General features: G+C 55.6%; 20 protein-coding genes and 1 pseudogene. 11 read left to right on the top strand and 10 right to left on the bottom strand.

Annotation, left to right across the window (positions count from 1 at the left end; genetic code table 11):
- The first annotated feature begins 158 nt into the window (after window positions 1–158).
- Together CJ260_RS09830 and CJ260_RS09825 are read left to right on the top strand one after the other, a co-directional pair.
- The gene (locus CJ260_RS09830; RefSeq protein WP_095630051.1) at window positions 159–893 is read left to right on the top strand and encodes an MgtC/SapB family protein; all 735 of its coding nucleotides are present in this window, start codon (window positions 159–161) and stop codon (window positions 891–893) included.
- Between the two features lie 227 nt (window positions 894–1,120).
- A complete protein-coding gene (locus tag CJ260_RS09825) occupies window positions 1,121–2,356 on the top strand; it encodes a pyridoxal phosphate-dependent aminotransferase (protein ID WP_233127953.1) in 1,236 nt (411 codons plus the stop codon).
- A gap of 67 nt (window positions 2,357–2,423) precedes the next feature.
- Here CJ260_RS09825 and CJ260_RS09820 read toward each other — a convergent pair whose 3' ends face one another.
- The gene (locus CJ260_RS09820) at window positions 2,424–3,311 is read right to left on the bottom strand and encodes a LysR family transcriptional regulator (protein ID WP_095630050.1); all 888 of its coding nucleotides are present in this window, start codon (window positions 3,309–3,311) and stop codon (window positions 2,424–2,426) included.
- Window positions 3,312–3,467: 156 nt separating this feature from the next.
- Between CJ260_RS09820 and CJ260_RS09815 the strand changes: the two genes are divergently transcribed.
- The 3 genes from CJ260_RS09815 (at window position 3,468) to CJ260_RS09805 (ending at window position 5,509) form a co-directional block, all read left to right on the top strand.
- Window positions 3,468–4,160, top strand: coding sequence for a TerC family protein (locus tag CJ260_RS09815; RefSeq protein ID WP_087477590.1), 693 nt, complete (start codon window positions 3,468–3,470; stop codon window positions 4,158–4,160).
- Between the two features lie 145 nt (window positions 4,161–4,305).
- Window positions 4,306–4,737, top strand: a complete 432-nt coding sequence (locus CJ260_RS09810; RefSeq protein WP_095630049.1) for a MarR family winged helix-turn-helix transcriptional regulator — start codon at window positions 4,306–4,308, stop codon at window positions 4,735–4,737.
- Window positions 4,738–4,834: 97 nt separating this feature from the next.
- Window positions 4,835–5,509, top strand: coding sequence for a YitT family protein (locus CJ260_RS09805; RefSeq protein WP_198643513.1), 675 nt, complete (start codon window positions 4,835–4,837; stop codon window positions 5,507–5,509).
- 98 nt (window positions 5,510–5,607) lie between these two features.
- Here the strand turns inward: CJ260_RS09805 and CJ260_RS09800 are convergent, their stop codons facing one another.
- The 6 genes from CJ260_RS09800 to CJ260_RS09775 all read right to left on the bottom strand — a co-directional run bounded on the left by CJ260_RS09800 (window position 5,608) and on the right by CJ260_RS09775 (window position 14,452).
- A complete protein-coding gene (locus tag CJ260_RS09800) occupies window positions 5,608–5,970 on the bottom strand; it encodes a P-II family nitrogen regulator (protein WP_087477588.1) in 363 nt (120 codons plus the stop codon).
- A 12-nt stretch (window positions 5,971–5,982) separates the two neighbouring features.
- Window positions 5,983–7,383 carry an ammonium transporter gene (locus CJ260_RS09795; protein ID WP_095630048.1) on the bottom strand — a complete coding sequence of 467 codons (1,401 nt, stop codon included), beginning with the start codon at window positions 7,381–7,383 and terminating at the stop codon, window positions 5,983–5,985.
- Between the two features lie 288 nt (window positions 7,384–7,671).
- Entirely contained in the window at window positions 7,672–8,646 is a 975-nt protein-coding gene (locus CJ260_RS09790) for an AEC family transporter (protein ID WP_095630047.1), read from the bottom strand.
- Between the two features lie 143 nt (window positions 8,647–8,789).
- Entirely contained in the window at window positions 8,790–9,983 is a 1,194-nt protein-coding gene (locus CJ260_RS09785) for a M20 family metallopeptidase (RefSeq protein ID WP_087477585.1), read from the bottom strand.
- 103 nt (window positions 9,984–10,086) lie between these two features.
- Entirely contained in the window at window positions 10,087–13,215 is a 3,129-nt protein-coding gene (locus tag CJ260_RS09780) for an efflux RND transporter permease subunit (RefSeq protein ID WP_233127952.1), read from the bottom strand.
- Complete coding sequence (locus CJ260_RS09775; RefSeq protein ID WP_095630045.1) at window positions 13,196–14,452, bottom strand: efflux RND transporter periplasmic adaptor subunit; 1,257 nt, start codon at window positions 14,450–14,452, stop codon at window positions 13,196–13,198. The genes CJ260_RS09780 and CJ260_RS09775 overlap by 20 nt, the downstream gene beginning before the upstream one ends.
- Window positions 14,453–14,698: 246 nt before the next feature.
- Between CJ260_RS09775 and CJ260_RS09770 the strand changes: the two genes are divergently transcribed.
- The 5 genes and pseudogenes from CJ260_RS09770 to pth form a co-directional block, all read left to right on the top strand.
- Window positions 14,699–16,270 carry a ClC family H(+)/Cl(-) exchange transporter gene (locus CJ260_RS09770; RefSeq protein WP_095630044.1) on the top strand — a complete coding sequence of 524 codons (1,572 nt, stop codon included), beginning with the start codon at window positions 14,699–14,701 and terminating at the stop codon, window positions 16,268–16,270.
- Between the two features lie 217 nt (window positions 16,271–16,487).
- Entirely contained in the window at window positions 16,488–17,072 is a 585-nt protein-coding gene (locus CJ260_RS09765; protein WP_232818806.1) for a peptidoglycan-binding protein, read from the top strand.
- Window positions 17,073–17,252: 180 nt separating this feature from the next.
- The gene (gene glmU, locus CJ260_RS09760) at window positions 17,253–18,626 is read left to right on the top strand and encodes a bifunctional UDP-N-acetylglucosamine diphosphorylase/glucosamine-1-phosphate N-acetyltransferase GlmU (RefSeq protein ID WP_087477580.1); all 1,374 of its coding nucleotides are present in this window, start codon (window positions 17,253–17,255) and stop codon (window positions 18,624–18,626) included.
- A gap of 56 nt (window positions 18,627–18,682) precedes the next feature.
- Entirely contained in the window at window positions 18,683–19,648 is a 966-nt protein-coding gene (locus tag CJ260_RS09755) for a ribose-phosphate pyrophosphokinase (protein ID WP_095630043.1), read from the top strand.
- A gap of 16 nt (window positions 19,649–19,664) precedes the next feature.
- Window positions 19,665–20,228, top strand: a pseudogene (pth, locus tag CJ260_RS09750) (aminoacyl-tRNA hydrolase); the annotation flags it as partial.
- 110 nt (window positions 20,229–20,338) lie between these two features.
- Here pth and CJ260_RS09745 read toward each other — a convergent pair.
- The 3 genes from CJ260_RS09745 to CJ260_RS09735 form a co-directional block, all read right to left on the bottom strand.
- Entirely contained in the window at window positions 20,339–20,749 is a 411-nt protein-coding gene (locus CJ260_RS09745; protein WP_233127954.1) for a manganese efflux pump MntP family protein, read from the bottom strand.
- A gap of 342 nt (window positions 20,750–21,091) precedes the next feature.
- Entirely contained in the window at window positions 21,092–21,472 is a 381-nt protein-coding gene (locus CJ260_RS09740; protein WP_095630042.1) for a hypothetical protein, read from the bottom strand.
- 246 nt (window positions 21,473–21,718) lie between these two features.
- Window positions 21,719–23,086 (bottom strand): aminopeptidase, encoded by a 1,368-nt coding sequence (locus CJ260_RS09735; RefSeq protein ID WP_095630041.1) that lies wholly within the window; start codon window positions 23,084–23,086, stop codon window positions 21,719–21,721.
- A 220-nt stretch (window positions 23,087–23,306) separates the two neighbouring features.
- Between CJ260_RS09735 and CJ260_RS09730 the strand changes: the two genes are divergently transcribed.
- Window positions 23,307–24,497, top strand: coding sequence for a M20 family metallopeptidase (locus CJ260_RS09730; RefSeq protein WP_095630040.1), 1,191 nt, complete (start codon window positions 23,307–23,309; stop codon window positions 24,495–24,497).
- The last annotated feature ends 106 nt before the right edge of the window (window positions 24,498–24,603 follow it).

Raw genomic sequence — 24,603 nt, 5'->3', positions numbered from 1 at the left:
ATAGAGTAAGATGATGATAGTGGCACATAGGTTTCCTCCGAGATATAGATTTTGTTTGGTAGCATTATTATATCAGAAACCTATGTGTCATTTTTTATAGGTGTTGCACTTGTATTGTAAATTCGCCAGAAAAAAATCATAAAAAGGAGACGAGGCATATGGTAATCAGTACGACTGACAGCATTATCCGCCTGTGCGTGGCCCTGCTTTTGGGCGCGATCATCGGGTATGAACGGCAGGCGCAGAATAAGGCGGCAGGCCTTCGGACGCACACACTGGTCTGCGTAGGCTCCTGCCTGTGCATGATCATATCGATCAACATCGCCATGGACCATTTCCTGCTGTACGGATACCGCAACGCCGACCCCGAGCGCATCGCCGCTCAGGTTATTTCCGGCGTCGGCTTTTTAGGCGCCGGTACGATACTGGCAAACCAGAAGGCGCGCAATGTCCGCGGCCTTACGACGGCGGCCGGACTGTGGGCCGTCGCGGCTATCGGACTCGTCGTAGGCGCGGGATATCTGGCCGTAGCCGTCGCGGCGACAGTCCTCATCTTCGTCGTGCTGACCGTCTTCATCCGCTTGGACAAGCGCCTCAGCAGCCAGCACCGCCGGGAATACACGGTACATATTATCATGAAGAATACGATTGGGCAATCGCGGCGTTTGGCCGAATACTTGGAAAACAGACAGATGAACGTCAAAGCCTTCCGCATCCTGTCCGACGAGGACAGCGAGCAGGCGGAACTAGCCGTCACGCTCATCGCCAACGACAGCATAGAGAGCGATGAAATCATACGGCGGCTCTTAACGGTAAAAGGAGTGACGCTGGCGGAGCTGGAGCGCCCTGGCGATGCAGAAGGCCGGAACTCGGGACAAAGTACAGAAACATAAATCATTAATATAACAGAAACATGCAAAACGGCAGCGGAAACGGATCCGCTGTCGTTTTATGTTGACGGTGAAAAGCATACATTAAAGCTTTTTATGGTTTTATAGATAGTGTTTAAAGGGAAGACTGATTGTGTATAAAGAATACATAGATTTTTTGCGCTTTTCGTATATTCATTTTGGGCAGCATATAGTATAATAAAAAAGCATGCAACTCAAGGAGGGATTATATGTCTACGTTTATGGCTGCGTCCAGCAGAGAAGGAAAACAATTACACGACGCCGTGTTTCAATTCGGCCAGGCTGCTCAGGCGGCGATGGCGGCATACGGCCGGGAGCGCGTCGTCAACGCCACGGTAGGCTGCTATGCCGGCGAAGATGAAGTATTGGGGTGTCTTCCCGTCGTAGAAGAAATCTATCGGTCCCTGCCGATGGCTGATTTTATTACGTACGCGCCGCCTGTCGGCCTGGCGGACTACCGCAAGGCGGCGATAGACGAAACGTTCGAGGCATATCGTCCCGAAGGATATATAGATGCCGTAGCGACGGCCGGCGGCACCGGAGCCGTTCATATCGCCATTGCCAACTATTCGGAAGTCGGCGACGACGTCCTGGCATCCGACTGGCGCTGGGGCATATACGGCAGCTTGTGCCAGGAAATCGGCCGCAGGCTTACGACGTTTGCCTTGCTCGATGAAAGCGGCGCATTCAATATCGAGTCGTTTTCCTCGGCCGTAGCCGATGTGCTGCGCAAGCAGGATTCCCTGCTGATTATCTTGAATACTCCGGCTAATAACCCGACGGGGTTCGCCTTGTCCGATCAGGATTGGGCGGAGGTGCTGCAGGTCTGCCGCTTCCATGAAAAGCAGGGCAAGCGCATTTCGATTCTCGTCGATATCGCCTACATTGCCTATGCCGGCGAAAAGAACGAAGTCCGTACCTTTATGAAGCAGTTCAGCAACTTGCCGCCCCATTTATTCATTATGGCGGCGTTCAGCATGTCCAAAGGCTATACGCTGTACGGACAGCGGGCCGGCGCCCTCGTCGGCGTGTCGTCCAGCGAGGACGTCATCAAGGAATTTACAGAATTAGGCCGCTATTCGGCCCGTACGTCCTGGTCCAACGTCAACCGCGCAGCCATGACGCTCCTCACGACGATCCGGGGCGACGCCGCCTTGACGAAGCGTCTCGACGAGGAACGGATGGAATTTTTCCGCATTATTCAACAGCGGGCGTCGCTGTTTACGGAAGAAGCGGCGCAGTGCGGCCTGCGCGTCATTCCCTACCATGCGGGCTTCTTCATTTCCATTCCTACGGCCAACCCCCAGGCGGTCTGCGAAGCACTGCAGGACGAACTGGTCTTCGCCGCGCCCTTGGCCCTGGGTGTACGATTGGGCGTATGCTCCGTGCCGCTGCCGAAAATCAAAGGCTTGGCGGCCAAGATAAAGAAAGCCGTCGATAAATAAAAAATACGAATGGCATATATACGATGCAACCCCTGCGGATTAGCTAAGAATCTGCAGGGGTTTATCATTAAAAAATATCGTCGTCTAATTGTTTCAGGTACTCGAAGAAAATGGACAGGCTTTTTTGGACGTTCGGCCGCGGCGTCTTATGGGTAAGGATATAGGCCGTCAGTGGTTCCGGCGGGTCTGTCAGGTATTGGTAGGCAAACGTGCCTTTTTGGCAGGCGTACTTGGCGAAGAACAGGGGCATGACGGCCCAGCTGCCGCTGTGGGCCATGATTTGCAGGGCCAGCTGGGCGCTGGCGACATAGCTGGGATGAAATTGGTCGGCAGGCCAGTACGTTTCATGCCACTGCGTAAAGGACGGCGGCCAGTTGATGTACAGCTCTTTCGTGCAGTCCAGCCGGCGGGGATCGACGGGAGCCTGGGCCGACTCCTGCGGGTCGCCGGGCATGACGCAGACCAGGGGAGACTGCCCCCATGGCTGGCAGGAAAGTTCCGGCGACGCCGAATCGCGCCAGCCGATGGCCACGTCGATGACGCGCTGCTCGACCAGCGGGGGAAATTCGATGGCGTGCTCCGTATGGATGTAGAGGTTTATGCCGGGCGAATGGGTCAGCAGGCGGGAATAGAGGGCGGGAAAGACGTAATCGTTTAGGATCTGTACCGACCCGATTGATAAGGACAGCCGTTCCCCCAGGCTTTTGAAGCGCTGCGTTTCTTCCCACACGGCGTTCCAGCGCTGGGCGATGGACAGGAAATCGCGTCCCGACGGCGTCAGCGTCGCTTCCTTGATGCCCCGTCCCCGATCCAGCAGGGGAATGCCCAGCTCGTCTTCCAGCGTTTTCAGCCGCCGCGTGACGGCCGTTTGGGAAATATATAATTCATCGGCGGCCTTGCTGATGGTTCCGTATTTGACGATGGCCAAAAAGGCCTGTATATCGTGAAAGTTCATGGCATGCTCCTTTTAAAATATGCAAAAAGCTGCTATTTAAGCTGATATATTCATATTTTACATTATATTTGACTGCCTGTACAATAGAGGTACGGTAAAGATACAAAGACAAGCAGATGCTTGTTTGACTGCGTATATTCAAAAGGAGGACCTACGTTGACAGATACCTTATTATTGGACATTGGCATTATCGTGCAGATTATTTTGATTGACCTGGCCCTTGGTGGCGACAACTCCATCGTCATCGGCATGGCGGCGAAAAATCTGCCGCCTCGCTTGCAGAAGAAGGCTATTTTATACGGCACGGCCGGGGCGATTCTCCTGCGGTTCCTGCTGGCGTTCATCGTGTCGTGGCTGTTGTTCATCCCGTTCCTGAAGACCGTCGGCGGCGTGCTGCTCGTCGGCATCGGCATCAAGCTCATCGGCGCCCAGGGCAAGGAAGAGACGCACCACATCGAGGCGAAGGATTCCTTAGGCGCGGCGATTAAGACGATTATCTTGGCCGACGTGCTCATGAGCCTCGACAACGTCCTCGGTATCGTCGGCGTGACGAACAACCACTGGGGCCTGCTCATCTTCGGTATGCTGATTTCCGTGCCGATCATCATCCTGGGCAGCACCATGGTCATTAAGATCATGAACAAGTTCCCCATCCTCATCTACGTCGGCGGCGCCATTTTAGGCTGGGCGGCCGGCGGCATGATCGTGACGGATACGTACCTGGCCGAATACGTCCCCTTCGTGGCGGCCAACGCGACGGCGATGAAGGTCGGCTTGTTAGCTGCGACGCTGGCCGGCGGTGCCATCTGGAAGTACGGCGGCTGCTGGAAAAAAGAAAGCGTGGCATAACTGCATATTCTATAAAACTGAAAAGACTGTACGCGAAGTGTTATAGCACTGGCGTGCAGTCTTTTTTCCGTATATTTGACAAACGCGGCGGCAGCTTGTATAATACACACTATGCTGTATATTTTTGTATAGGAGATAGGGATTCATGGTTGAAGCAGAATATATTTTGGCGCGCAACGTTATCAAACTGGCCAATGTCATCATGACCATACGAAACAGAGAAATTAAAGAACTCGGCTTGACAGCGGAGCAGGCGGACAGCCTTATATTTTTTTCTCAGCATGCCGGCGCGTCGGCCGTGGATTTGAAAGCCTATCTGGGCGTTGCCCATCAGACTGCCCGCGGCATTGTGGAGCGGATGGCGGCCAAGGGGCTGGTGACGACCCATGTTTCCGAACGGGACGGCCGCTATAAGACCGTCGCGCTTACGGAAGAGGGCCGTGCGTTATGCGCTGCGATGGCTGAGAACGGCACGTATACAGGCCGGACGTTATTGCAGGGCATGAGTGAGGATGAAAAAAAGCAGTTTTTTTCTCTGTTAACCAAGGCGCTGCAAAATATAACGACGCAGCCGTGAGCGATTACGTCTATCCTAATATACAGCATGCTTCATACTTGCGCTGTGGCTGCTGCTCATAGAGGCAGGCATACATAAAAAGAAAGAGAGATGTATCATGTTGGGATTTCGTAAGGAAACAATAGAACGTTTTATCTGGTACGTATTGGGACTGAATCTGATTGCCGTCGCCGTCGTGCTGAATATCCGCTACGTCATGGGCGTCGCGGCATTTAGCTCCGTCATGTATGCCATATCGCAGATTTATCATATTTCGTTGGGGACGGCGTCTATCCTTTGTTATCTGCTGTTTGTATTGATACAGTGCGTGTTGTCGCGGAAAATTAAAGCGGTGTATTTGCTGGAGATTCCCTTGTCGCTGGCTTTTGGTGTCGTGACGGATGTATATGACTGGCTGATACCGGAATTTCACTTCCCGGCCTATATCAGCATGACCTTATTTTTACTGACTATGTTTGTTACAGCCTTAGGCGTATTTTTGTGCGTAAAGACCAATTTTGTACTGACGCCGACAGAAGGCATTGTGCAGACGATTTCTGAAGTATTTCATATTGCCTTTTCCGCTGTAAAAAATACATTTGATGTATCCTTAGTCGTTATCAGTACGCTTCTTTGTGTATTTAATGATACCGAGCTGTACGGCATTGGCGCCGGGACCGTCTTATCGGCCCTGTGTATAGGACGAATTATCGGAGTATATGAAAAGATGTTTCGCTGGAAAAAGCTGAATCAGCTCAAGCAGCTGCGGCGCAGCCGGTATGCTGCCTGCTGACCATGAAGGGAGGTTTTCTGCCGCGCAAAAACGAGGAGCCTGGACGTTATGTCCGCGGCTCCTCGTTTTTGTATGATGAAATTCCCCCGATAGCTGTATTATTTTTCGTCCATAATGGCTTCCGGCCCCCTGTCGCCGGTGCGGATGCGGACGGCGTCTTCGACGTCGAAGACGAAGATCTTGCCGTCACCGACCTTGCCGGTCTTGCAGACGCGCTGGGCCGTTTCGATGACTTTTTCTACAGGCACCTCGCATACGACTGTTTCGACCTTGATGTGCGGCAGCAGGTTGATGGCGTATTTCTGGCCCCGGTATACTTCCACGTGGCCTTTCTGGAGGCCGCAGCCGTAGACCTGGCTGACGGTCATGCCCATGACGCCGATGGCGTTGAGGGCATCCTTCAGTTCTTCCAGCTTGCTGGGCCGGGTTACGATGTCTATCTTAGTAATTTTTCTGTCCATGCATATCACTCCCTATAACTGATGACCGCTGACGCCGATGTCGCTGATCGTAGACGGCGAGACGACGGGTGTATTCAGGCTTTCGCCGAAGGGGCTGCCGGCTGTAATGGCGTAGTTGTAGCCCCGTTCGCCGTGTTCGGTAATGTCCAGGCCGGAGATTTCTTCTTCCTTGTCGGCGCGGACTTTCATGATAGAGCTGATGATCTTATACAGGATAATCGTGCCGACGATGGCGAAGACGTAGGCGACGACTGTCGAGACGACCTGAGCGAAGAGCAGATGCGTTTCGCCATAGAATAAGCCGTTGGCGCCGGCCGGGTTGACTTCCGTCGTAGCCCAGAGGCCTGTGGCGATAGAGCCCCAGGTCCCGCCGATGCCGTGGATGCCGAAGGCGTCGAGAGAATCGTCGTAGCCGAATTTGGCTTTGACGACGGCGACGGCAAAGTAACAAACTGCGCCGCCGATAGCGCCGATGATGACGGCGGGAAGCGGAGCGACAAAGCCGGCTGCCGGCGTAATGGCTACGAGGCCGGCGATGCAGCCGGAAGCTGCGCCGAGAATGGTCGGTTTACCATTGACAGCCCATTCGATAACGACCCATGCCACGGTCGCCGCAGCGGCTGCGCCCTGGGATGCGATGAAGGCGTTGGCAGCTAGGCCGTTGGCGCCGAGGGCGCTGCCGGCGTTGAAGCCGAACCAGCCGAACCACAGGAGAGCCGCGCCGAGAACCGTCATAGGCAGGTTATGGGGCAGCATGGGAATACGGCCGTAGCCCTGGCGTTTGCCGAGAAGAATGCAAAGCGTAAGACCCGAAACGCCGGACAGGATATGAATAACCAAGCCGCCGGCAAAGTCGAGAGCGCCGAGCTGGGCCAGGAAGCCGCCGCCCCATACCCAGTGGGCCATGGGATTGTAAATGAAAATGGCCCAGAGCAGGATGAACACTGTAAACGCATGGAATTTCATCCGTTCGGCAAACGCGCCGGTAATCAAGGCCGGCGTAATGACGGCGAACATGCACTGGAAGGCGACGAAAGCCAGTTCGGGAATCGTGCCGTTAGCCAGGACGGACATGCCGACGCCCGTCAGGCCTACTTTGTCTAAGGAACCAATAAATCCGTTAATATCCGAACCAAACGTCATAGCGTAGCCGATTAAAATCCATTCGACAGAAATCATGGCGACGATGAAAAAACTCTGCATGATTGTGGTCAGTACGTTTTTATTGCGGACCATGCCGCCATAGAAGAAACCTAAACCAGGCGTCATAATAAATACGAGCGCCGCGCTGATGAGGACCCAGGCTGTATCGCCTGTGTCGATGGCCGATGCCGGATCGGCGGCAAATGCCGTCGGCGCGGACAAGGCCGTGCAGGCCAGAGCCAGGCGCAAAATGGACCACCCTTTTGTCATTAAAATCATCCCCCTATCGTAAGAAAAAAGGCGTCTATGCGGAAACTACCCCCTCGTACTTTCCCATAGACGCCGTTGTCTGTACATATATTGTTTTATCAATAGAAAAACAGAAAGGCTCCGGCATCATCGGGTACCTCGATATGCCAGAGCCTCATTGCTCAACTCGTATTCTATTGATGTGCCTTATTATACGGCGTTTCCGGCAGATTGTCAAATGTTTTTAAGTAAAAAATAATAAAATTAACAGTTTATATTTATAAAATAGAAATTTACTTTATTTTATTATCAAACGAACAGGATGTGGCCGATGAAGATATAGAACGTCAGGGAGATGGCGCTGAGGGCCGTCGTGTTCATGACGATCTGCGTGGCGTAATCGGCGTTGTTGCCGAATTCGATAGCAAAGAGGGCCGTGTTGACCGCCGTCGGAATGGCGCAGTAGATGAGGAAGACCATGGCGCTGACAGCCGTAAAGGTACCGGGCATCAGGGCGTTGGCCGCGTATATCATGACCAGGCCGAAGAGGGGCAGGACGGTCATCTTCAGCAGGCTGATGATCCACACGTCCTTGTCAAACCAGTGTATCTTCGTCTGGGACAGCTGCGCTCCAATGCTGACCATGGCGACGGGCAGCAGCGATTTGCCGGCCATTTCCATGATGGGCCAGAAGAAGAATTCTTCGGCGTTCCAGCCTGTCGAGCGGACGAGGAGGGCCGCGGCGAGGAAGTAAATCATGGGCATGCGGAACATGACACGCAGCGTATCGGCAGCTGACAGCCGCCCGCGGCCGGCCTGATAGAGGCCGAGGGTATTGAGCGATACGCTTTGGACGATGAAGATGATGATTTGGACGACCATGGCTTCGGCAAGGTAGGGCGTCTGGCCGTCGACGACGAAGGGGGCATGGGAAAAGACGAGGATGATGAGGGCTACGCCCAAGTTGCCTGTGTTATTGAACATGAGGGCGTTGCGGCACGACTGTATCATGCCTTCGTCATAGCGGCGCCAGTGGCTGACGAGATTGGCCAGGAAAAAACAAAAGACCATGAAGACGGTCATGGCGGCGATCATCGTCACGCTGGCCGGGGGAAATTCCGTTTCGTATACGTTGGTGAAAATGAAGCTGGGAATGACCAGGTAAAACATGAACTTGGACAGGGTTTTTACGTCTATGTGAAATTTCCGGTCTAACAGGAAGCCGATGAGGACGAGCCCGAAGATAGGCAGCATCGTATGCTCGATAATAAATAGGAACACCATTGTCAAAACCTCTTTTCATCAAAGATAGGTTTTATTATATAGCAAATAAAAAATATAGCAAATAAAAAAAGACGGCAGGGCAGAATAGGAAATACGGTAAGGTTTTCCTATCCTGCGCCTGCCGCCTGAGGGGGATGAGCGCGCTATTTGTAGCTTGCGAAATAATATACGACGTTCAGCAAGGTTTCGCACATATATTTCAAGGCGTTGCTGTCCCAGTGGAAATCGGGCGAATGGCCGACGACAGGTTCGTCGCCGCAGACGCCGACGTAGTAAAAGGCGCTGGGGACGGCGGCGCTGAAATAAGCGAAGTCCTCCGAGCCGGAGCCGCGCTGCATGGGCACGACGTCGACGCAGTCGGCGCATTGTTCCGTCAGGATCGCCGCTACGCGGGCCGTGACGGCTTCGTCGTTGACGCAGACCGGCGAGAAGGGGACGACGTCCAGATCGTAGGAGCCGCCGTAGGTCAGGGTGACGGCGCCGAGGACGTGGCGGAGCTTGTCGAGGATGTCGCGGCGTTTGGCTTCGTTATACGTCCGCAGCGTTCCTTTTAATTCCGCCGTATCAGGGATAACGTTGGGATTGCGCCCTGCCTGGAACTGGCCGAAGGTCAGGACGACGCCGTCGCCGTCGGCGCGGCAGTTGTATACGTAGCTTTGAATCATCTGGATGACGTCTACGCCCATCTGAATCGGGCTGATGCATTCCGACGGCTGGGAGCCGTGGCCGCCCTTGCCGTGGAGGGTAATGGTGAAGTCGTCGCACGAGGCGGAGATTTCGCCGCTGCGGATGCTGACATAGCCCTTGGGAAGGGCGCCGGCTACGTGGAGCCCGAGGGCGTATTCGACGGGCGGGTTATTGAGGATGCCTGCGTCTATCATGCGGGCTGCGCCGCCGTTGCCTTCCTCGGCAGGCTGAAATGCCAGGCGGACCGTGCCGCGCAGGCAGTCGCGGTGCTTGTTCAGGATTTTAGCGACGCCCAGCAGGTTGGCCGCATGGCCGTCGTGGCCGCAGGCGTGCATGACGCCGGGGACGAGGGATGCGTACGGACAGTCGTACTTTTCCGTCAGCGGCAGGGCGTCGATGTCGGCGCGGAGCAAGATGACCGGGCCGGGATGGGCGCCGCGGATGAGGCCGGTGACGCCGGTGCCGGCTATGATTTTTACGTCTTCAATGCCCATGAGGGAGAGCTCTTGGAAAATGGTTTTGCACGTATCAAATTCTTTTTCGCTCAGTTCGGGATGGGCATGGAAATATTCACGCATTTCCATCATATAAGGCAGTGTCTTGCGTACGGCTTCGTGGATGTTGAATGTTGGTGTAAATTGGCTGCTCATATGCCTTATGCCTCCTTTGTTGAGCCTGACGCTGCTTTCATCGTGTCTATATTACTTCTATACGGCGCGGGAAAAATCCTGCCGGCCGGCGAAGTTTTTCCGATTATTTTACAGAAGAGGCGGCCCCTTCTTTTTTGCGGAAGGAAAAGCGGAGGCGGTGTTTTTCAATCCATACGAAGATGATGGGGATGATAAACAGGGTGAAGACCGTCGACGTCAGGAGGCCGCCGATGACGACGACGGCCATGCTGGCTCTCGTTTCCGAGCCGGCTGTCATGGACAGGGCCGTAGGCAGCATGCCGACGACCATGGTCAGCGTCGTCATGAAGATCGGCCGCAGGCGGACCTTGCCGGCCTCGATAATGGCGCTGCGCGGGTCGAGGCCCCGTTCCATCAGGGTCAGCGTATAGTCTAGGAGGAGGGTGCCGTTTTTGGCGACCAGGCCGTCCATGACGAGGATGCCGATGAGGGAATACAGGTTGATCGTGTTGTTCGTCAGGAATAAGAGGAACAGCGAGCCGATGAGCCCCAGGGGCAGGGAGAACATGCGGATAAAGGGCGTTTTCACCGATTCGTACAGGATAGCCAGGATCATGTAGATCAGGATGAGAGACAGGACGAGGGCTTCGCCCAGGTCGCGGAACGTCGTGGCCATCTGGTCGGCCTGGCCCGTAAAGCGGTACGTGATGCCGCCCATATCCGTCGCGTCGAGCTTAGCCGAGATTTCTTCCATGACCTCGTTCAGGGGGCGGCCCTGGAGAGTGCCGCCGAGAGTAATGGCCCGTTCCTTGTCGGTGCGGCGGATCGTGACCGGGCCGGTGGCGGCCTTGATGTGAGCGACGTCGGCAATGTAGATGATGCGGCCGTCGGCGTTCAGCGGAATCGTTTCCAAGTCGGAAATGCGGAAGCCGTCGGCGCCTTTAAAGCGGACATAAATATCCGTGTCGTTGTTGTCGTTTTTGACGTCGTTTGCCAGGACGCCGGCCTTTTGGCCGCTGATGGCGTTGGAGAAGGTCTTGGTCAGTTCGCCTAAGGACGTGCCGTACTGCTTGAGCTTATTGCGGTCTACGTCGAGCTGGTATTCGGGCATGCCGTCTTCATAGGAGCTGCTGACGTCGCGGACGCCGGGGATTTCTTCCTTCATCATCTGCTGTACTTCCCGCGACTTGGCGATGAGCTCGTCCATGTTTTTGCCGCGCAGCTCGAGGCGCAGGTTGCCCGAGCCGCCGCCGAAGCCGCCTGACGTGCCTGATACGGAGGCTTGGTCTTCCTTGACCCGGACGTCGCCGTCCAGAATATTCTTAGCGGCGAAATTGCGGACGTCGTTGGTAATCTGCCAGATCGAGCGGGAGCGGTCCTGCCGGTCCTGAAGGGTGACCTGTATATTTGCTTCATTGAGGTTGCGGCCGCCGACCATGGCCGTCGAATAGACGACTTCCGGCACCGTCGCCAGATATTCTTCTATCTGGCGGGCTGCCTTGTCGGTCCGTTCCAGGTTGGCGTTCGTAGGCAGCTGGAGGGTGATGCGGAAGCCGCTTTCATCGGTCTGGGGCATGAATTCCGAGCCGACGAGGCCTGTCGGGATGAGGGCTACGGACAGGGTAAAGCACAGGAGAACCGGGAGGACGAGGCGCTTGGCATGGTCCAGGCTCCAGGTCAGCATGCGGCCATAATGGCTGCGGGCCCAGTCTTCAATGGCGTCCATGCGCCGCCATAAGGGCGTGTCGGGAATTTTCAGCCCTAAGCGGAACAGCCGCGACGCCAGCATCGGCGTCAGGGTGAAGGAGACGAAGAGAGAAAAGAAGGTGGCGAAGACGATAGTAAGGCCGAACTGCTTGAAATACTGGCCTACCATGCCGGTCATGAAGGCAATGGGCAGGAAGACGACGATGTCGCACAGCGTAATGGCGATGGCGGCCATGCCGATTTCCGTCCGCCCGTTCAGGGCCGCTTTTTTCGGCTCTTCGCCGTTCATGAGATGACGGTGGATATTTTCCAGCACGACGATGGAGTCGTCGACGAGGATGCCGACGCACAGGGCCATGCCCATGAGGGACATCATGTTGAAGGTGAAGCCGGCGATGTACATGGCGAAAAACGTCGAAATGAGGGACGTCGGGATGGCGATCATGACGGCCAGGGTCGAGCGCCAGCCCCGCAGGAAGAAGAACAAGACCGTCCCCGTCGTGATGAGCCCTTCGATGAGGGTCTGCAAGGTGTTGTGCAGGGAGTTGCGGACATACGACGCTGATTCGTTCGTTACGGTAAAGGTATAGTCCGGGTTGTCGCGGCGCAGCGTTTCCAGCTTTTCCGTCACGTTGTCGACCGTAGAGACGACGTTGGCGTCGCTGTTTTTGTAAATGACCATGACGACGGCGTCTTCGCCGTTGACGCGGGCGTAGCGGCTGACGCGCTGGTCCTTGCGCTTGATGTCCGCCACGGCTGTAATGGGAATCTGCACGCCCTTGGCATTCGTGACTTGTATCTTTTCGATTTCATTTTCGTCGGCGAACTGCGCCTTGACCCGCACGTCCGTCGTCGTGGCGTCGGAGTAAATCGTGCCGGAGGGCATGAGGACGTTTTCTTCGCGCAGGGCCGAGACGACTTCGCTCAGGGTCATGTCGTAGTGGATGAGCTTAGCCTTGTCGACTTCGACGGCGATTTCCTTGTCGCGGCCGCCGTTCAGCTCGATTTCCGACACGCCGTCGGCCTGCTGGAGGACGTCCTGAAAGTCGTTTTCCGCTTTCGAGTAGATGTCGTCCAGGGACTGATTGGATTGGACGGCGATAAACATGATCGGCGTGGCGTTGACGTCGCGCTTGATGACGACGGGCTCGTCGATTTCATCGGGAAGCTGGCCGCGGATGGCGTTTATCTTTTTCGTGGCGTCGATGGCCGCCGCGTCGGCGTCGGCGGAGAAGTCAAGCTCCAGGGTGATGCGGGCCTGGCCGTAGGAGGCCGTCGACGTGATATGCTTCAGGTTGGAGACCGACGACAGGGCGTCTTCGATGGGCTTTACGACCTGCTGTTCGACCGAGTCGGCATTGGCCCCGTCGTAGTTGACCGTGACCGTGACGTACGGCGTGTTGAGGGCCGGCAGCAGTTCGACGCCGATACGGTAGAAACTGAACAGGCCGAGGACGACGAAGAAGGCGACGGCCATGCAGATGCCGATGGGCCTGTCGATGGAAAATTTCGTAAGATTCATGACGTCACCTGATTTCTTTTTCAATGGTTACGGATACGCCGTCGCGGAGGCGGGCCAGGTTCGTCGTGGCAATCTGCTCGCCGTCGGACAGGCCTTCGAGGATTTCTACGTAGTTGTCGTTGCGGAGGCCTGTTTTAACCGTGCGGATGGCGATGGTGTTGTCCGGGTTAATGACGTAGAGCTGGCTGACGCCGTTTTGTTCGACTAAGGCGTCCTTCGGTACGAAGAGGGTATTCCTGCGCTGCAGTACTTCCAGCGACGACTGGGCGAACATGCCGCCGCGCAGGAGATTGTCCGGGTTGGACAAGGTGATGCGGACGATATAGGTCTTGTTCGTCGGGTCCATGGCCGGGCTGACATAGGTAATCGTGCCGTCGTACGTGTTGGCCAGCGATTCGACGGATACAGATACGGTCATGCCGGGCTGGATGGCGGCGACGTCGGCTTCGGCGACGGGGCAGTCGATGTAGATGCCGCTGGTGTCCGTAATGGTCAGTACCTTCGTATTGGCGGCGGCCATAGCGCCGGCTTCGGCGTTGCGGTAGGAAATGACGCCGTGCCGCGGCGCGCGGATGGTCAGGTCTTCCAGCTGCTTGGACAAGCTGTCGACGGTGTATTTGGCCTTGGCCTGGGCGGCCTGCTTGCCGGCGATGAGGGCCGGCGTGTCGCCGACGTTCTGAAGCTGCAAGTTATCCAGGGCGGCCTTGGCGACGATGAGGGCCTGGTACATCGTGTCCAGATCCTTCTGCGATACGGCGCCTTCATCCTTTAAGATGACGTAGCGGTTGTAGTTCATCTTCGCCGTGGCGTATTCGACCTGGGCTTTCTGCAAGTCCGAATAGAATTGGGATTGGGCCGATTTTGTCTCGGCGGCAGCCTGAGCCCAGGCCGCACGGTTCTGGGACAGCTGGAGGCTCGTGTCGACGGGGTCCTGTTCTAAAAGGATCTGGCCTGGCTCTACCGTATCGCCTAAGTCGACGTACACGGCCGTAATATTGCCAGCGTATTTCGTCGATAAGTCCACCTGGGCTAAGGGGACGGTCTGGCCCGATAAGGAAATGGTGCGCATCATATCGCGCCGTTCGGCCCGGTAGGACTGGACGGACGCGTTGGTCAGGGCCGAGCTGCTTTTCGCCGCCCGGTCTGAGTGGCTGATGACGTAGATGCCGGCGCAGGCCAGGAGAAAGACCAGGCCGAAGGCGACGAGCTTATTGCGGCTGCTGTGGAGCAGGTTGTGGGAAGGAAAGGGAAAATGTGCCATAGTCAGAACCTCGCTATCGTTTCTCTATATAATACATAAATAATATATATGATTCGGTACTTTAGTCAGATAAATCTTTACTATAAATATAAAGAGTCGGCGCTTAAAAGGCAATATGAAAATCGTAAAATTTAAAGAACTGTAACAATAGCCGTCCATGCGGTGACAATAGGCCGACGCTGCCGTGTGTCGCAATTTGACTTCCTATGGTATAATATCGTCAAAACATGCGGGGAGTGACAGGATATGCATATTAACAGACAAGTCGCGTCGGCCTTGGATGCGCTGAGCCATTGGCCGCGGTTTCGCCTGCGCCTTTTTGCCGAAGGGGCGCTGGTCGGCGTCGTGTCCGGCGTCATTATCAGCTTTTTCCGATGGGCGCTGGATGCGGGGACGCGCGTGCGGGAATACATGTACGAGGCGGTGCTCCTGCCGGGTGGATGGCTGGAAAACGGCCTTTGGTTCGCGCTGCTCTTCGGTGCGGCCTACATGCTGTGGCGGTTCAGCGCCTATGAGCCCAATGCCGGCGGCAGCGGCATTCCCCAGGTCAAAGGCGTCATTTTAGGCGTTATCCGCCTGCGCTGGCTGCGCATCTTATGGGTAAAGCTCGTCGGCGGCATTGTCGGCATCGGCTTGGGATTATCCCTGGGACGGGAAGGGCCGTCTATCCAGATTGGGGCCGTAACGGCCCAGGGCATCAGCCGGAATCTCGGCCGGTTCCGCATTGAAGAGCGATACCTCCTGACGGCAGGGGCCAGCGCCGGTTTGGCTGCTGCCTTTAACGCGCCCTTAGCCGGCGTCATGTTTGCCCTGGAAGAGCTGCACCGCAATTTTTCCGGCGTCGTCCTGGCGCCGGCCATGGCCGCGGCCCTGCTGGCGACGATGGTCAGCCGTCTTGCCTTTGGCCGCGCGCCGATTTTTGAGTTCGGGACGGTACCGGTCCTGCCGCTGCAGTATATCTGGATCGCCGTCGTCGTCGGCATAGCCGCCGGACTCGCCGGCATTGTCTTCAACAAGGGGCTGCTGAATATTCCGCGCTTTTACAGCCTGCCCTGCTTTCGCGGGTATGGAAAGTTTGCCTTTGCCCTCGCGGCGGCCGGCGTATTGGGATATGTGTTCCCGCAAGTGCTGGGCGGCGGCAACGAATTGATCAACAGCCTTCATACGCTGCCTCTGTCCTTGTCCCTCTTTGCGGCCCTGCTCATCGGAAAGTTTTTGTTTACCCTGGTCAGCTACGGCTGCGGCGCGCCGGGCGGATTTTTCCTGCCCATGCTCGTACTGGGTGCTCTTACGGGCAGCGTCGTCGGCATCGTCCTGATACAGCTGGGCATCGTCGGCCCGGAATATTTGTCGAATATCGTCATCCTGTCGATGGCGGCGTTTTTCTCGGCCTCCGTCCAGTCTCCCGTTACGGGCACAATCCTCATCATGGAAATGACGGCTTCGTACGAGCATCTGCTCGTCTTGTGCACGGCATCCCTCGTAGCCCTCGTCGTCGCCCAGGTCTGCGGCGGCCAGCCGATTTACGAAGCGCTGCTGCAGCGGATTTTGGCGGCTCACCGGCCGGAGATCCTGGCGTCGGAGCGGCGCCATCTGCTGGAGCTGACCGTGGCCAGCGGCAGCGCCGTAGACGGCAAATACGTGGGGCGTATTGCCTGGCCCAGCCACGTCGTCCTCGTCGATATTAAGCGCAGCAGCGGCGACGTACTTCCCGGCATGGACATCCGCCTGCAGGCCGGCGACTATTTATACGTCCTTACCGACTCGGTAGAAAGTGCGGAAGCCGTCCGCTGTCTTGTAGAAGTGGAAACAGTGTAGTTTTGCATAAATTATAAAAAATAATACCAGGTCTTAAAAATATAAGCAGAAAGTATGAATTTATTGAGCTAAGAGAAAACAAATGCGGATAGCATCGCGTATAAAGTTGTGAAAAATAACGCATAAAGATTTGCTTTTTTGACTTATCCTTCAATCTTTGGTATAATTTTTTCTGAAAGTTGATGTTTAGGTATGGATATTTCAAAGAGGTGGTTGTTTGAAGAACCGTATACTGATTCTATTGACGCTCATATTTGTTTTTGCATGTTCCTCACTGGTTTGTGCAAAAGTCGAAATGGGAATGAACGGCTCTGCTGTACAGAGCGTACAATACATGCTCATGGATACCGGGTATTTGGCCGGCGGCGCCGACGGAATTTTCGGCAGCGCGACGGAAGACGCCGTAAAGCGTTTTCAGGCCGACTACGGGTTAGATGTAGATGGCATTGTCGGTTCGCAGACCATGGCGGCTCTTTCAGAAGCCAGTGGACGCGAAGCCCCTGCCGAAGAAGGGGTTGGCTCCTACCAGCGGCGTATCGTGATGGACGCATCGGCTTACACGGCCGACGATCCCGGCAACAGCGGTTTTACGGCGACGGGCCTGCGCCTGCGCCGCGGCATGGTGTCCGTAGACCCGGATGTCATTCCGTTAGGCTCGCAGCTGTACATCGAAGGGTACGGCTACGCGACGGCTGAAGATACGGGCGGCTCTATCGTGGGCAACCGCATCGATTTGGCCATGGACTCCATTACGGAGGCCCTGAATTTCGGCAGAAGAGAAGTCGTCGTATACGTGCTGTAAGCGGCAGATTAACTGAGTAAAAAAGAAAAGCGGAGAGGTTTCGGCCTCTCCCTTTTGTTTTCACGGCGGAAATCGTCGAAATTCCCCCTGTTTTTTGTAAAAAAGTATGTATTTTCCGTGCTATTTGTGTTATTCTGAAAAGGACATGACAGTTATTTGTTTCAGGGAGGCTAATACTGAATGAAAGACATTATTGCACTTATTTTAGCTGCCGGAAAAGGAACGAGGATGAAATCCAGCATGCCTAAAGTTCTGCATAAGGTCGGCGGCGTGCCGATGGTGGAACAGGTGCTGCGGGCCGTCAAAGCGGCGGGAACGCAGCGGCAGGTCGTCGTCGTCGGCTTCGGCGGCGAAGCCGTGCAGGAATATCTGGGCGACAGGGCGGAAACTGTCGTACAGGAACAGCAGCTGGGAACGGGCCATGCCGTCATGCAGGCAGAACCGCTGTTGTCCGGCCTTTCGGGCACGCTGCTCGTGACGTGCGGCGATACGCCTTTGGTAACGGAAGACACCTTCCGCAGCCTGCTGGCCCATCATGAAGCCACACAGGCGGCCGCTACGGTACTGACGGCGGTCATGCCCGACCCGACAGGCTACGGCCGGGTTATCCGCAATGAAAAGGGACAGGTCGTCAAGATTGTCGAGCAGAAGGACGGCTCGCCGGAGGAATTAGCCGTGCGCGAAGTCAACGCCGGTATTTACTGCTTCGACATGGAGCTCCTGTGGCAGATGCTTCATAACGTGACGAACAACAACGCCCAGGGCGAGTATTACCTGACCGATATCATCGGCATGCTCGTCGATGCCGGCAAGGTTGTCAGCGCCTTCGCCGCGCCGGATTATAAAGAAACGCTGGGCGTCAACTCGCGCCTGCAGATGGCCGAAGCCGAGCAGGTGCTGCGCCGCCGCAAGCTGGAACAGCTCATGACGGACGGCGTGACGGTCATCGACCCCAATAACACCTACGTCGATACGACCGTTTCCGTAGGCCGCGATACGGTCCTGTATCCGGGAACGATCCTGGAAGGCAGCACCGTCATCGGCGAAAACTGCCAGGTCGGCCCGTACGTCCGCATGACGAACGTCGTCATGGGCAGCGGAGACCACCTTCAGTTTACATATGCCCACGACTGCGAAATCAAAAACGGCTGCGAAATCGGCCCCTTCGTCCATTTCCGTCCCAATACGGTCATCGGCAACGACGTCAAGGTCGGCAACTACATGGAAGTCAAGAACTCCACCGTCGGCGACGGCACGAAGCTGCCCCACTTGAGCTACATCGGCGACAGCGACGTAGGATGCGGCGTCAATATCGGCTGTGGTACTATCACGGTCAACTACGACGGCAAGGAAAAGCACCGCACGACGATTTGCGACCACGCCTTCGTAGGCTGCAACAGCAATCTCGTATCGCCTGTCACCGTCGGCGAGTACGCCTATGTCGGCGCAGGCTCGACGATTACGAAGAACGTACCGCCGAAGTCCTTGTCCGTTGCCCGGGCTAAGCAGCGCAACATCGAAGGCTGGGTCAAGGACGATACGTATAAGAAATAGCATATACCCATTTACCTAGTATAGAAATCATAAATTTATTTTAGGAGGCTCAACAAATGAGTTACGAAGACGGGAAAAAGCTGAAAATTTTTACTGGCAACGCCAATCCGAAGTTGGCTAAGGAAATCGCCGATTATTTAGGCCTGGAACTTGGCAAGGCCTTCGTCGGCAAGTTCAACAACGGCGAAATCCAAATCATGATCGATGAAAGCGTCCGCGGCAAAGACGTATTTATCGTCCAGCCGACGTGCCAGCCGGCCAACGACACGATTATGGAACTGCTCATCATGGCCGATGCCTTCAAGCGCGCTTCGGCAAAACACATTACAGCCGTCGTTCCTTATTATGGTTACGCTCGTCAGGACCGCAAGACCCGGGGCCGCGAACCGATTACGTCCAAGCTGGTCGCCGACCTCATGTCCGTCGCCGGCATTACCCGCGTCGTTACGATGGACCTGCATGCCGGCCAGATTCAGGGCTTCTTCGATATCCCTGTAGACCACCTCGGCTCGGCGTCGATTATTGCCAAATACCTGAATCAGAAGAAAGCTGAAATCGATTTGGGCGACATCGTCGTCGTATCTCCCGACCTCGGCGGCGTTACGCGGGCCCGCGATTTAGCCGACCGCATCAACGCTCCTATCGCTATTATTGAAAAACGCCGTCCCCGTCCCGGCGTAGCCGAAGTCATGAACATCATCGGCGATATTAAAGGCAAAACCTGTATCCTCATCGACGACATCGTCGATACGGCAGGCTCCCTGTGCGGTGGCGCCAAAGCCCTGAAAGATATGGGAGCGGCCCGCGTATATGCGGCCTGTGCCCATGCCGTACTGACCGACCCGGCTGTACAGCGCATTCAGGATTCCGTTATTTCCGAGCTGATCATTACCAATACGATTCCTCTGCCCGACGAAAAGAAAATCGACAAGATCAAGGTCTTATCCGTCGCGCCGCTCTTAGGGGAAGCCATCATGCGCATTTTCCATGAAGTATCGGTAAGCAAGCTCTTCGACAAATAAGGGTAGTCACGTGCATATGATTGTTGGCCTGGGAAATCCTGGCCGAGAATACGAAACGTCAAAACACAATACGGGTTTCCGCGTCGTCGACGAGCTGGCGAAGCGCTGGAACGTGACGCTATGGCAGAACCGGATGGACGCCCAGGTCGCCCAGGCTGACGTTGACGGGGAAAAGGTCATCCTCGTCAAGCCGCAGACTTATATGAACAACAGCGGCCAGGCCGTAGGGCCCCTCATGCGCTGGTATAAGCTGGAGCAGGTCGACGTCTACGTCGTCTACGATGACATGGATTTGCCCGTAGGCCGTCTCCGCATCCGCAAGAACGGCAGCGACGGCGGCCATAACGGCATCAAGAGCCTCTTTGCCAACGGCTGCCGCGATTTCATCCGCTTTCGCGTCGGCATCGGCCGGCCTTTGCCGCACCGCGATGTCATCGACCACGTGCTGACTCCGTTTCCGGAAGACATGCTGCCGGAATACGAGGAAGGCCTGAAGGCGACAGCCGTCGCTATTGAAGGCTGCCTGAAGGTCGGCGTCGACGTCGGCATGAACCGGTATAACCGCGGAAAAAGAAGAAAACGCCTAAGCCGGAAGAAACGGCTGAACAGCGTACGGAAGAAACTACATAATATAAAAACTGCGCTAGGCAACAGTTATGCTGTACTTAGCGGCAGTTTTTATATGAAGCCTTATAAAATTTGCAGTCCTTCCAGGAGGATTTTTAAGCCGATGAGAATCAGGACGGCCCCGCCGACTCTCTCCGCCTTGGATTTATATTTAAGTCCGAACAGGCTGCCGGCTTTTACGCCGACGGCGGAACAGGCGAAGGTGACGCAGCCGATAGACAGGGCGGCCGGTATAATCGATACGTTCATGAAGGCGAAGGTGACGCCGACGGCTAACGCATCGATGCTCGTCGCGACGGCCAAGGCGAACATAGCCGGCACGGCCATGTTCGCGTCGGGACAGTCTTCCTCTTCGAAGGATTCCTTGATCATATTGGCTCCGATTAAGGTTAGCAGCACAAAGGCGATCCAATAATTGTACGATGTAATTATATCGGTAAAAAACGTTCCCAAATAATAGCCTGCCGTAGGCATCAGGGCCTGAAAGCCGCCGAACCACAAGCCGGCAAGGGCCATGTGCTTCCAGCAGATGCTCCCCAGTGATAATCCCTTGCAGACCGACACGGCGAAGGCGTCCATGGACAGGCCCAGGCCAGTAACAACAATTCCAATCCATTCATGGTCATCTCTCCTATGCGATTTCATATGACGGCAAATAAAAAAGACCTAAAGGCAGCGCAAATACTGCCTTTAAGTCTCATCATTTCAAATAGCACCGGGCCCTGAGGCCAGTATGTCGATACTACTATACATGCCGGATGTACTGATTACTCCCTTAAAGTACATCCAGAATTATACTGGATGGAATTGAGATTGTCAATGAGAAAAGCTGCTTTGCCGCGTAAAATCCATGGCGTCGGCAAACCGCCCTGTCGTCGCGTTGTTCATCATGACGTAGTTGTAGTTGCCGTTGGGGAAGGAAAAAGTGAGCATCGTATGGCGTTCGTCGTCTAATATGATGCGGACCACCGTAGTGAACCCGTCGTTCGTGACGTTGTGTATGCTGTACGGCACGCCGTCGACGTCGTCCATGGAAATGGACAGCTCCCGGCCGTAGCGGCCCTGCCAGGTACCGACGATGAGGCTGTAGCCTGCCGCATAGGGCATGGAGTGGGACGGAAAGGCCTGGACCGGTGCAGTGCAGGCGACGGCGGCGAACAGGTAGGCTGCCGCCAACGATTTTATTTTGGTAATCATATATATCATCCTTCTTTCTGAACGCAGCTGCGCATGCTTATAGTATAGTGATTCCATCAATTTTTGCAAGCCCTAGCCGTTGGCGTCAACCTCGTGAATAAAGGACTTATATGACCGAATCCCCGCGTCGGGCTCGTATTGCATTCGATTAAGGAAGACCTTTATCATAATCTGACATCCAACAAAAAAACGGACAACGCCTGCTGCAGATCGTCGGCAGGTTTTGTCCGTTTTTACTATATGGAGTTACTTGCTTTCAAAGAAGGCTTTGTAGGCTAAATAGGCGCAGTAGGCGTCGGCTTTGGCTACGATTTCCAGCGGCGCGTGCATGCTGTGCATGGCGACGCCGCAGTCGACGACGTCGCAGCCCCAATTGGCCATGATATAGGCGATGGTGCCGCCGCCGCCCTGGTCGACCTTGCCCAGTTCGCCGACCTGCCAGGGGACGTTGGCGTCGTTGAAGATGCGGCGCACCTTGGCTAAAAATTCGGCGTTGGCGTCGTTGCTGCCGGCTTTGCCGCGGGCGCCTGTGTATTTGCACAGGCAGATGCCGTAGCCTAATTTGGCCGAGTTGGCTTCTTCGTAGGCTTCGGGGAAGATCGGGTCGAAGGCCGCCGCTACGTCGGCCGACAGGACTTCGCTGCCGCGCAGGGCCCGGCGCAGATACAGCTCTTCCGTGCGGCCCTGCAGGGCCAGCATTTCCGCCGTAAAGTCGAGGAAGTACGACGAGTGGACGCCCGTATTGCCGACGGAGCCGATTTCTTCTTTATCAGCAAAGAGGGCGACCTGAGTCTTTGCTCCGGGAGCGGCGCTGAGGATCGCCGCCAGGTTGCCGTAGGAGCATACGCGGTCGTCGTGGCCGTGGGACATGAGGAGCGACCGGTCCAAGCCGACTTCGCGGCTCTTCTGAGCCGGAATGATTTCCAGTTCCGCGCTGGTGAAGTCTTCTTCCGTAATGCCGTATTTTTCCCGCAGCAATTCCAAAATCTGAGGCTTCGTCTTTTCTTCTTCGCTGTACGTGCCGACGAGAGGCATGAGCATTTCGCCCGTAATGGCTTCGCCCAGCTTCTTGGCGGCCTGGTCCTTGCCGAGGTGCGGCAGGAGGTCGTTGATGAAAAGTACGGGATCGTCCGGGTCTTCGCCGATGGAAATGTCGATTTGACGGCCGTCGGCGGTGTAGACGACGCCGACGAGGGACAGGGGCATGCAGACCCACTGGTATTTCAGGACGCCGCCGTAGTAGTGCGTTTTGAAGTAGACGATTTTATTTTTTTCTACGACGGGCATGGCTTTCAAGTCCAAGCGGGGGCAGTCGATGTGGGAGCCGACGATTTTCATGCCTTGTTCCAGCGGCTCGGAGCCGACGACGGCGAGGATGACCGACTTGCCTTTCTGGTTCCAATATACTTTGTCGCCGGCCTTCAGGGCCGTGTATTCCGACAAGGGCTTGAATCCTGCGTCCTCGGCCTGGCGGATGATTTCTCTGGCGGCGAGCCGTTCCGTCCTGGCCGTGTCCAGAAAACGGCGGTACGCCGCGCTGTATTCTTCCATGCGACGCCGTTCTTCCGAGGAAAAACGGGCCCATGCGCTTTGTTCCATATCAAATGCTTTCATGTGCATCCTCCTTTGAGATAAAATATCATCTTACATTATAATCCGTATCGCCATAAATGGAAAGACCGGCCAGGGCATATAGAGAGATTTGCAGAAATGGAGAAAATTTCTTTGTATTTTTACACATTTTATAGTATAATAAAACACAATTTATGAATGCCTGAACGCGACATATGACGTATGCAGGCTGGGGTAGTTTAGGTTGCGAGGGGGAATCGCCATGATTAACCAGAATAGAATTAAGGAATTAGTCAAAAAATATACGGAGGATATGCGCTGCGCGCGCCGAAAGCTTCACGCATATCCGGAAATTTCCAATGAAGAGGAACGCACGGCGGCCTATATGGCGAAGACGCTGCGCAGCTTCGGCGTAGACGTACAGGAAGGCGTCGCCGGCGGCCATGGTGTCGTCGGTACGCTGACCGGGAAGCGGCCTGGGCCGACTATTGCCCTGCGGGCCGATATGGACGCTTTATCCATTACGGAACAAACCGGCCTGCTTTTTGCGTCTCAGTGCGAGGGAAAGATGCATGCCTGCGGCCATGACGGCCATATGGCGATCTTGCTGGGGGCGGCAAAGGTTCTCAGCGACTTGAGGGACGAGCTGGCCGGGACAGTCGTGTTTATCTGCCAGCCGGCAGAGGAAAAATCGCCTCGCGGCGGCGCGAAGGGGCTGGTCGAAGCGGGCGTGCTCGACGGCGTTGACGCCATATACGGCCTTCACGTATGGCCGACGCTGCCGACGGGAACGATCGGCGTCAAGGCCGGTCCGATGATGGCCGCCTCAGACCATATCCGCATCGTCATCCGGGGGAAATCCAGTCATGCGGCCATGCCTCACAAGGGCGTCGACGCGATCGTCGCGGCGGGGCAGTTTATCACGGCGGCCCAGGATATTATCAGCCGGCAGATTAACCCGCTGTATCCGGCAGTGCTGACCTTCGGCCGCATCAGCGGCGGCACGCGCTACAATATCGTTGCCGGCGAAGTGGAGCTGGAGGGGACGTGCCGGACCTATCATACGGAAGCGCAGGATATGGTCGAAGCGCAGCTGGGCAACATGCTGAGGGGACTGGATACGATGTACGGCACGGCGAGCGAGCTGCATTATGAGCGGGGCTACGCCGCCGTCGTCAATTCGCCGCAGCAGGCTGATTTCGTCGCGTCCGTCGCGGCGGACTGCTTTGGCCGGGATGCCCTGGCCGACGTGCAGGAGCCGGCCATGACGGCAGAAGATTTTTCCGGTTACTTGCAGGCCTGCGACGGCGCCTTCTTCTGGCTCGGCGCGACGAAGGCCGGCGATACGGTATATCCCCTGCATAATTCGCATTTCGCCGTAGATGAAGACTGCCTGCCTATCGGCGCGGAACTCATGGCGTCTCTGGTGTGCCGGGCGATGGAGAAAAAATAGTCTTGCGAATTTCGCAAATAAGTTAGAAAAAATTATAATATAAAAAAGGAAAATCGCCTCTATGTCACGAATCCTATAAGTAACGTGATTCATAGGAGGCGATTTA

Source organism: Megasphaera sp. ASD88, assembly GCF_002287425.1.
Lineage (GTDB): Bacteria > Bacillota > Negativicutes > Veillonellales > Megasphaeraceae > Megasphaera > Megasphaera stantonii.
The sequence above is the reverse complement of the archived record's forward strand: the minus strand, read 5'-3'. Positions and strand labels throughout refer to the sequence as shown.

Bases quoted from the DNA above. Each gene is read 5' to 3' on its own strand.
- CJ260_RS09745 (WP_233127954.1), bottom strand. From the start codon at position 20,749: ATGCCTACGGCAGGCTATTATTTGGGAACGTTTTTTACCGATATAATT.
- CJ260_RS09825 (WP_233127953.1), top strand. From the start codon at position 1,121: ATGTCTACGTTTATGGCTGCGTCCAGCAGAGAAGGAAAACAATTACAC.
- CJ260_RS09740 (WP_095630042.1), bottom strand. From the start codon at position 21,472: ATGATTACCAAAATAAAATCGTTGGCGGCAGCCTACCTGTTCGCCGCC.
- CJ260_RS09810 (WP_095630049.1), top strand. From the start codon at position 4,306: ATGGTTGAAGCAGAATATATTTTGGCGCGCAACGTTATCAAACTGGCC.
- CJ260_RS09785 (WP_087477585.1), bottom strand. From the start codon at position 9,983: ATGAGCAGCCAATTTACACCAACATTCAACATCCACGAAGCCGTACGC.
- CJ260_RS09730 (WP_095630040.1), top strand. From the start codon at position 23,307: ATGATTAACCAGAATAGAATTAAGGAATTAGTCAAAAAATATACGGAG.
- CJ260_RS09790 (WP_095630047.1), bottom strand. From the start codon at position 8,646: ATGGTGTTCCTATTTATTATCGAGCATACGATGCTGCCTATCTTCGGG.
- CJ260_RS09735 (WP_095630041.1), bottom strand. From the start codon at position 23,086: ATGAAAGCATTTGATATGGAACAAAGCGCATGGGCCCGTTTTTCCTCG.
- CJ260_RS09755 (WP_095630043.1), top strand. From the start codon at position 18,683: ATGAGTTACGAAGACGGGAAAAAGCTGAAAATTTTTACTGGCAACGCC.
- CJ260_RS09805 (WP_198643513.1), top strand. From the start codon at position 4,835: ATGTTGGGATTTCGTAAGGAAACAATAGAACGTTTTATCTGGTACGTA.
- CJ260_RS09775 (WP_095630045.1), bottom strand. From the start codon at position 14,452: ATGGCACATTTTCCCTTTCCTTCCCACAACCTGCTCCACAGCAGCCGC.
- CJ260_RS09800 (WP_087477588.1), bottom strand. From the start codon at position 5,970: ATGGACAGAAAAATTACTAAGATAGACATCGTAACCCGGCCCAGCAAG.
- CJ260_RS09795 (WP_095630048.1), bottom strand. From the start codon at position 7,383: ATGACAAAAGGGTGGTCCATTTTGCGCCTGGCTCTGGCCTGCACGGCC.
- CJ260_RS09820 (WP_095630050.1), bottom strand. From the start codon at position 3,311: ATGAACTTTCACGATATACAGGCCTTTTTGGCCATCGTCAAATACGGA.
- glmU (WP_087477580.1), top strand. From the start codon at position 17,253: ATGAAAGACATTATTGCACTTATTTTAGCTGCCGGAAAAGGAACGAGG.
- CJ260_RS09770 (WP_095630044.1), top strand. From the start codon at position 14,699: ATGCATATTAACAGACAAGTCGCGTCGGCCTTGGATGCGCTGAGCCAT.
- CJ260_RS09830 (WP_095630051.1), top strand. From the start codon at position 159: ATGGTAATCAGTACGACTGACAGCATTATCCGCCTGTGCGTGGCCCTG.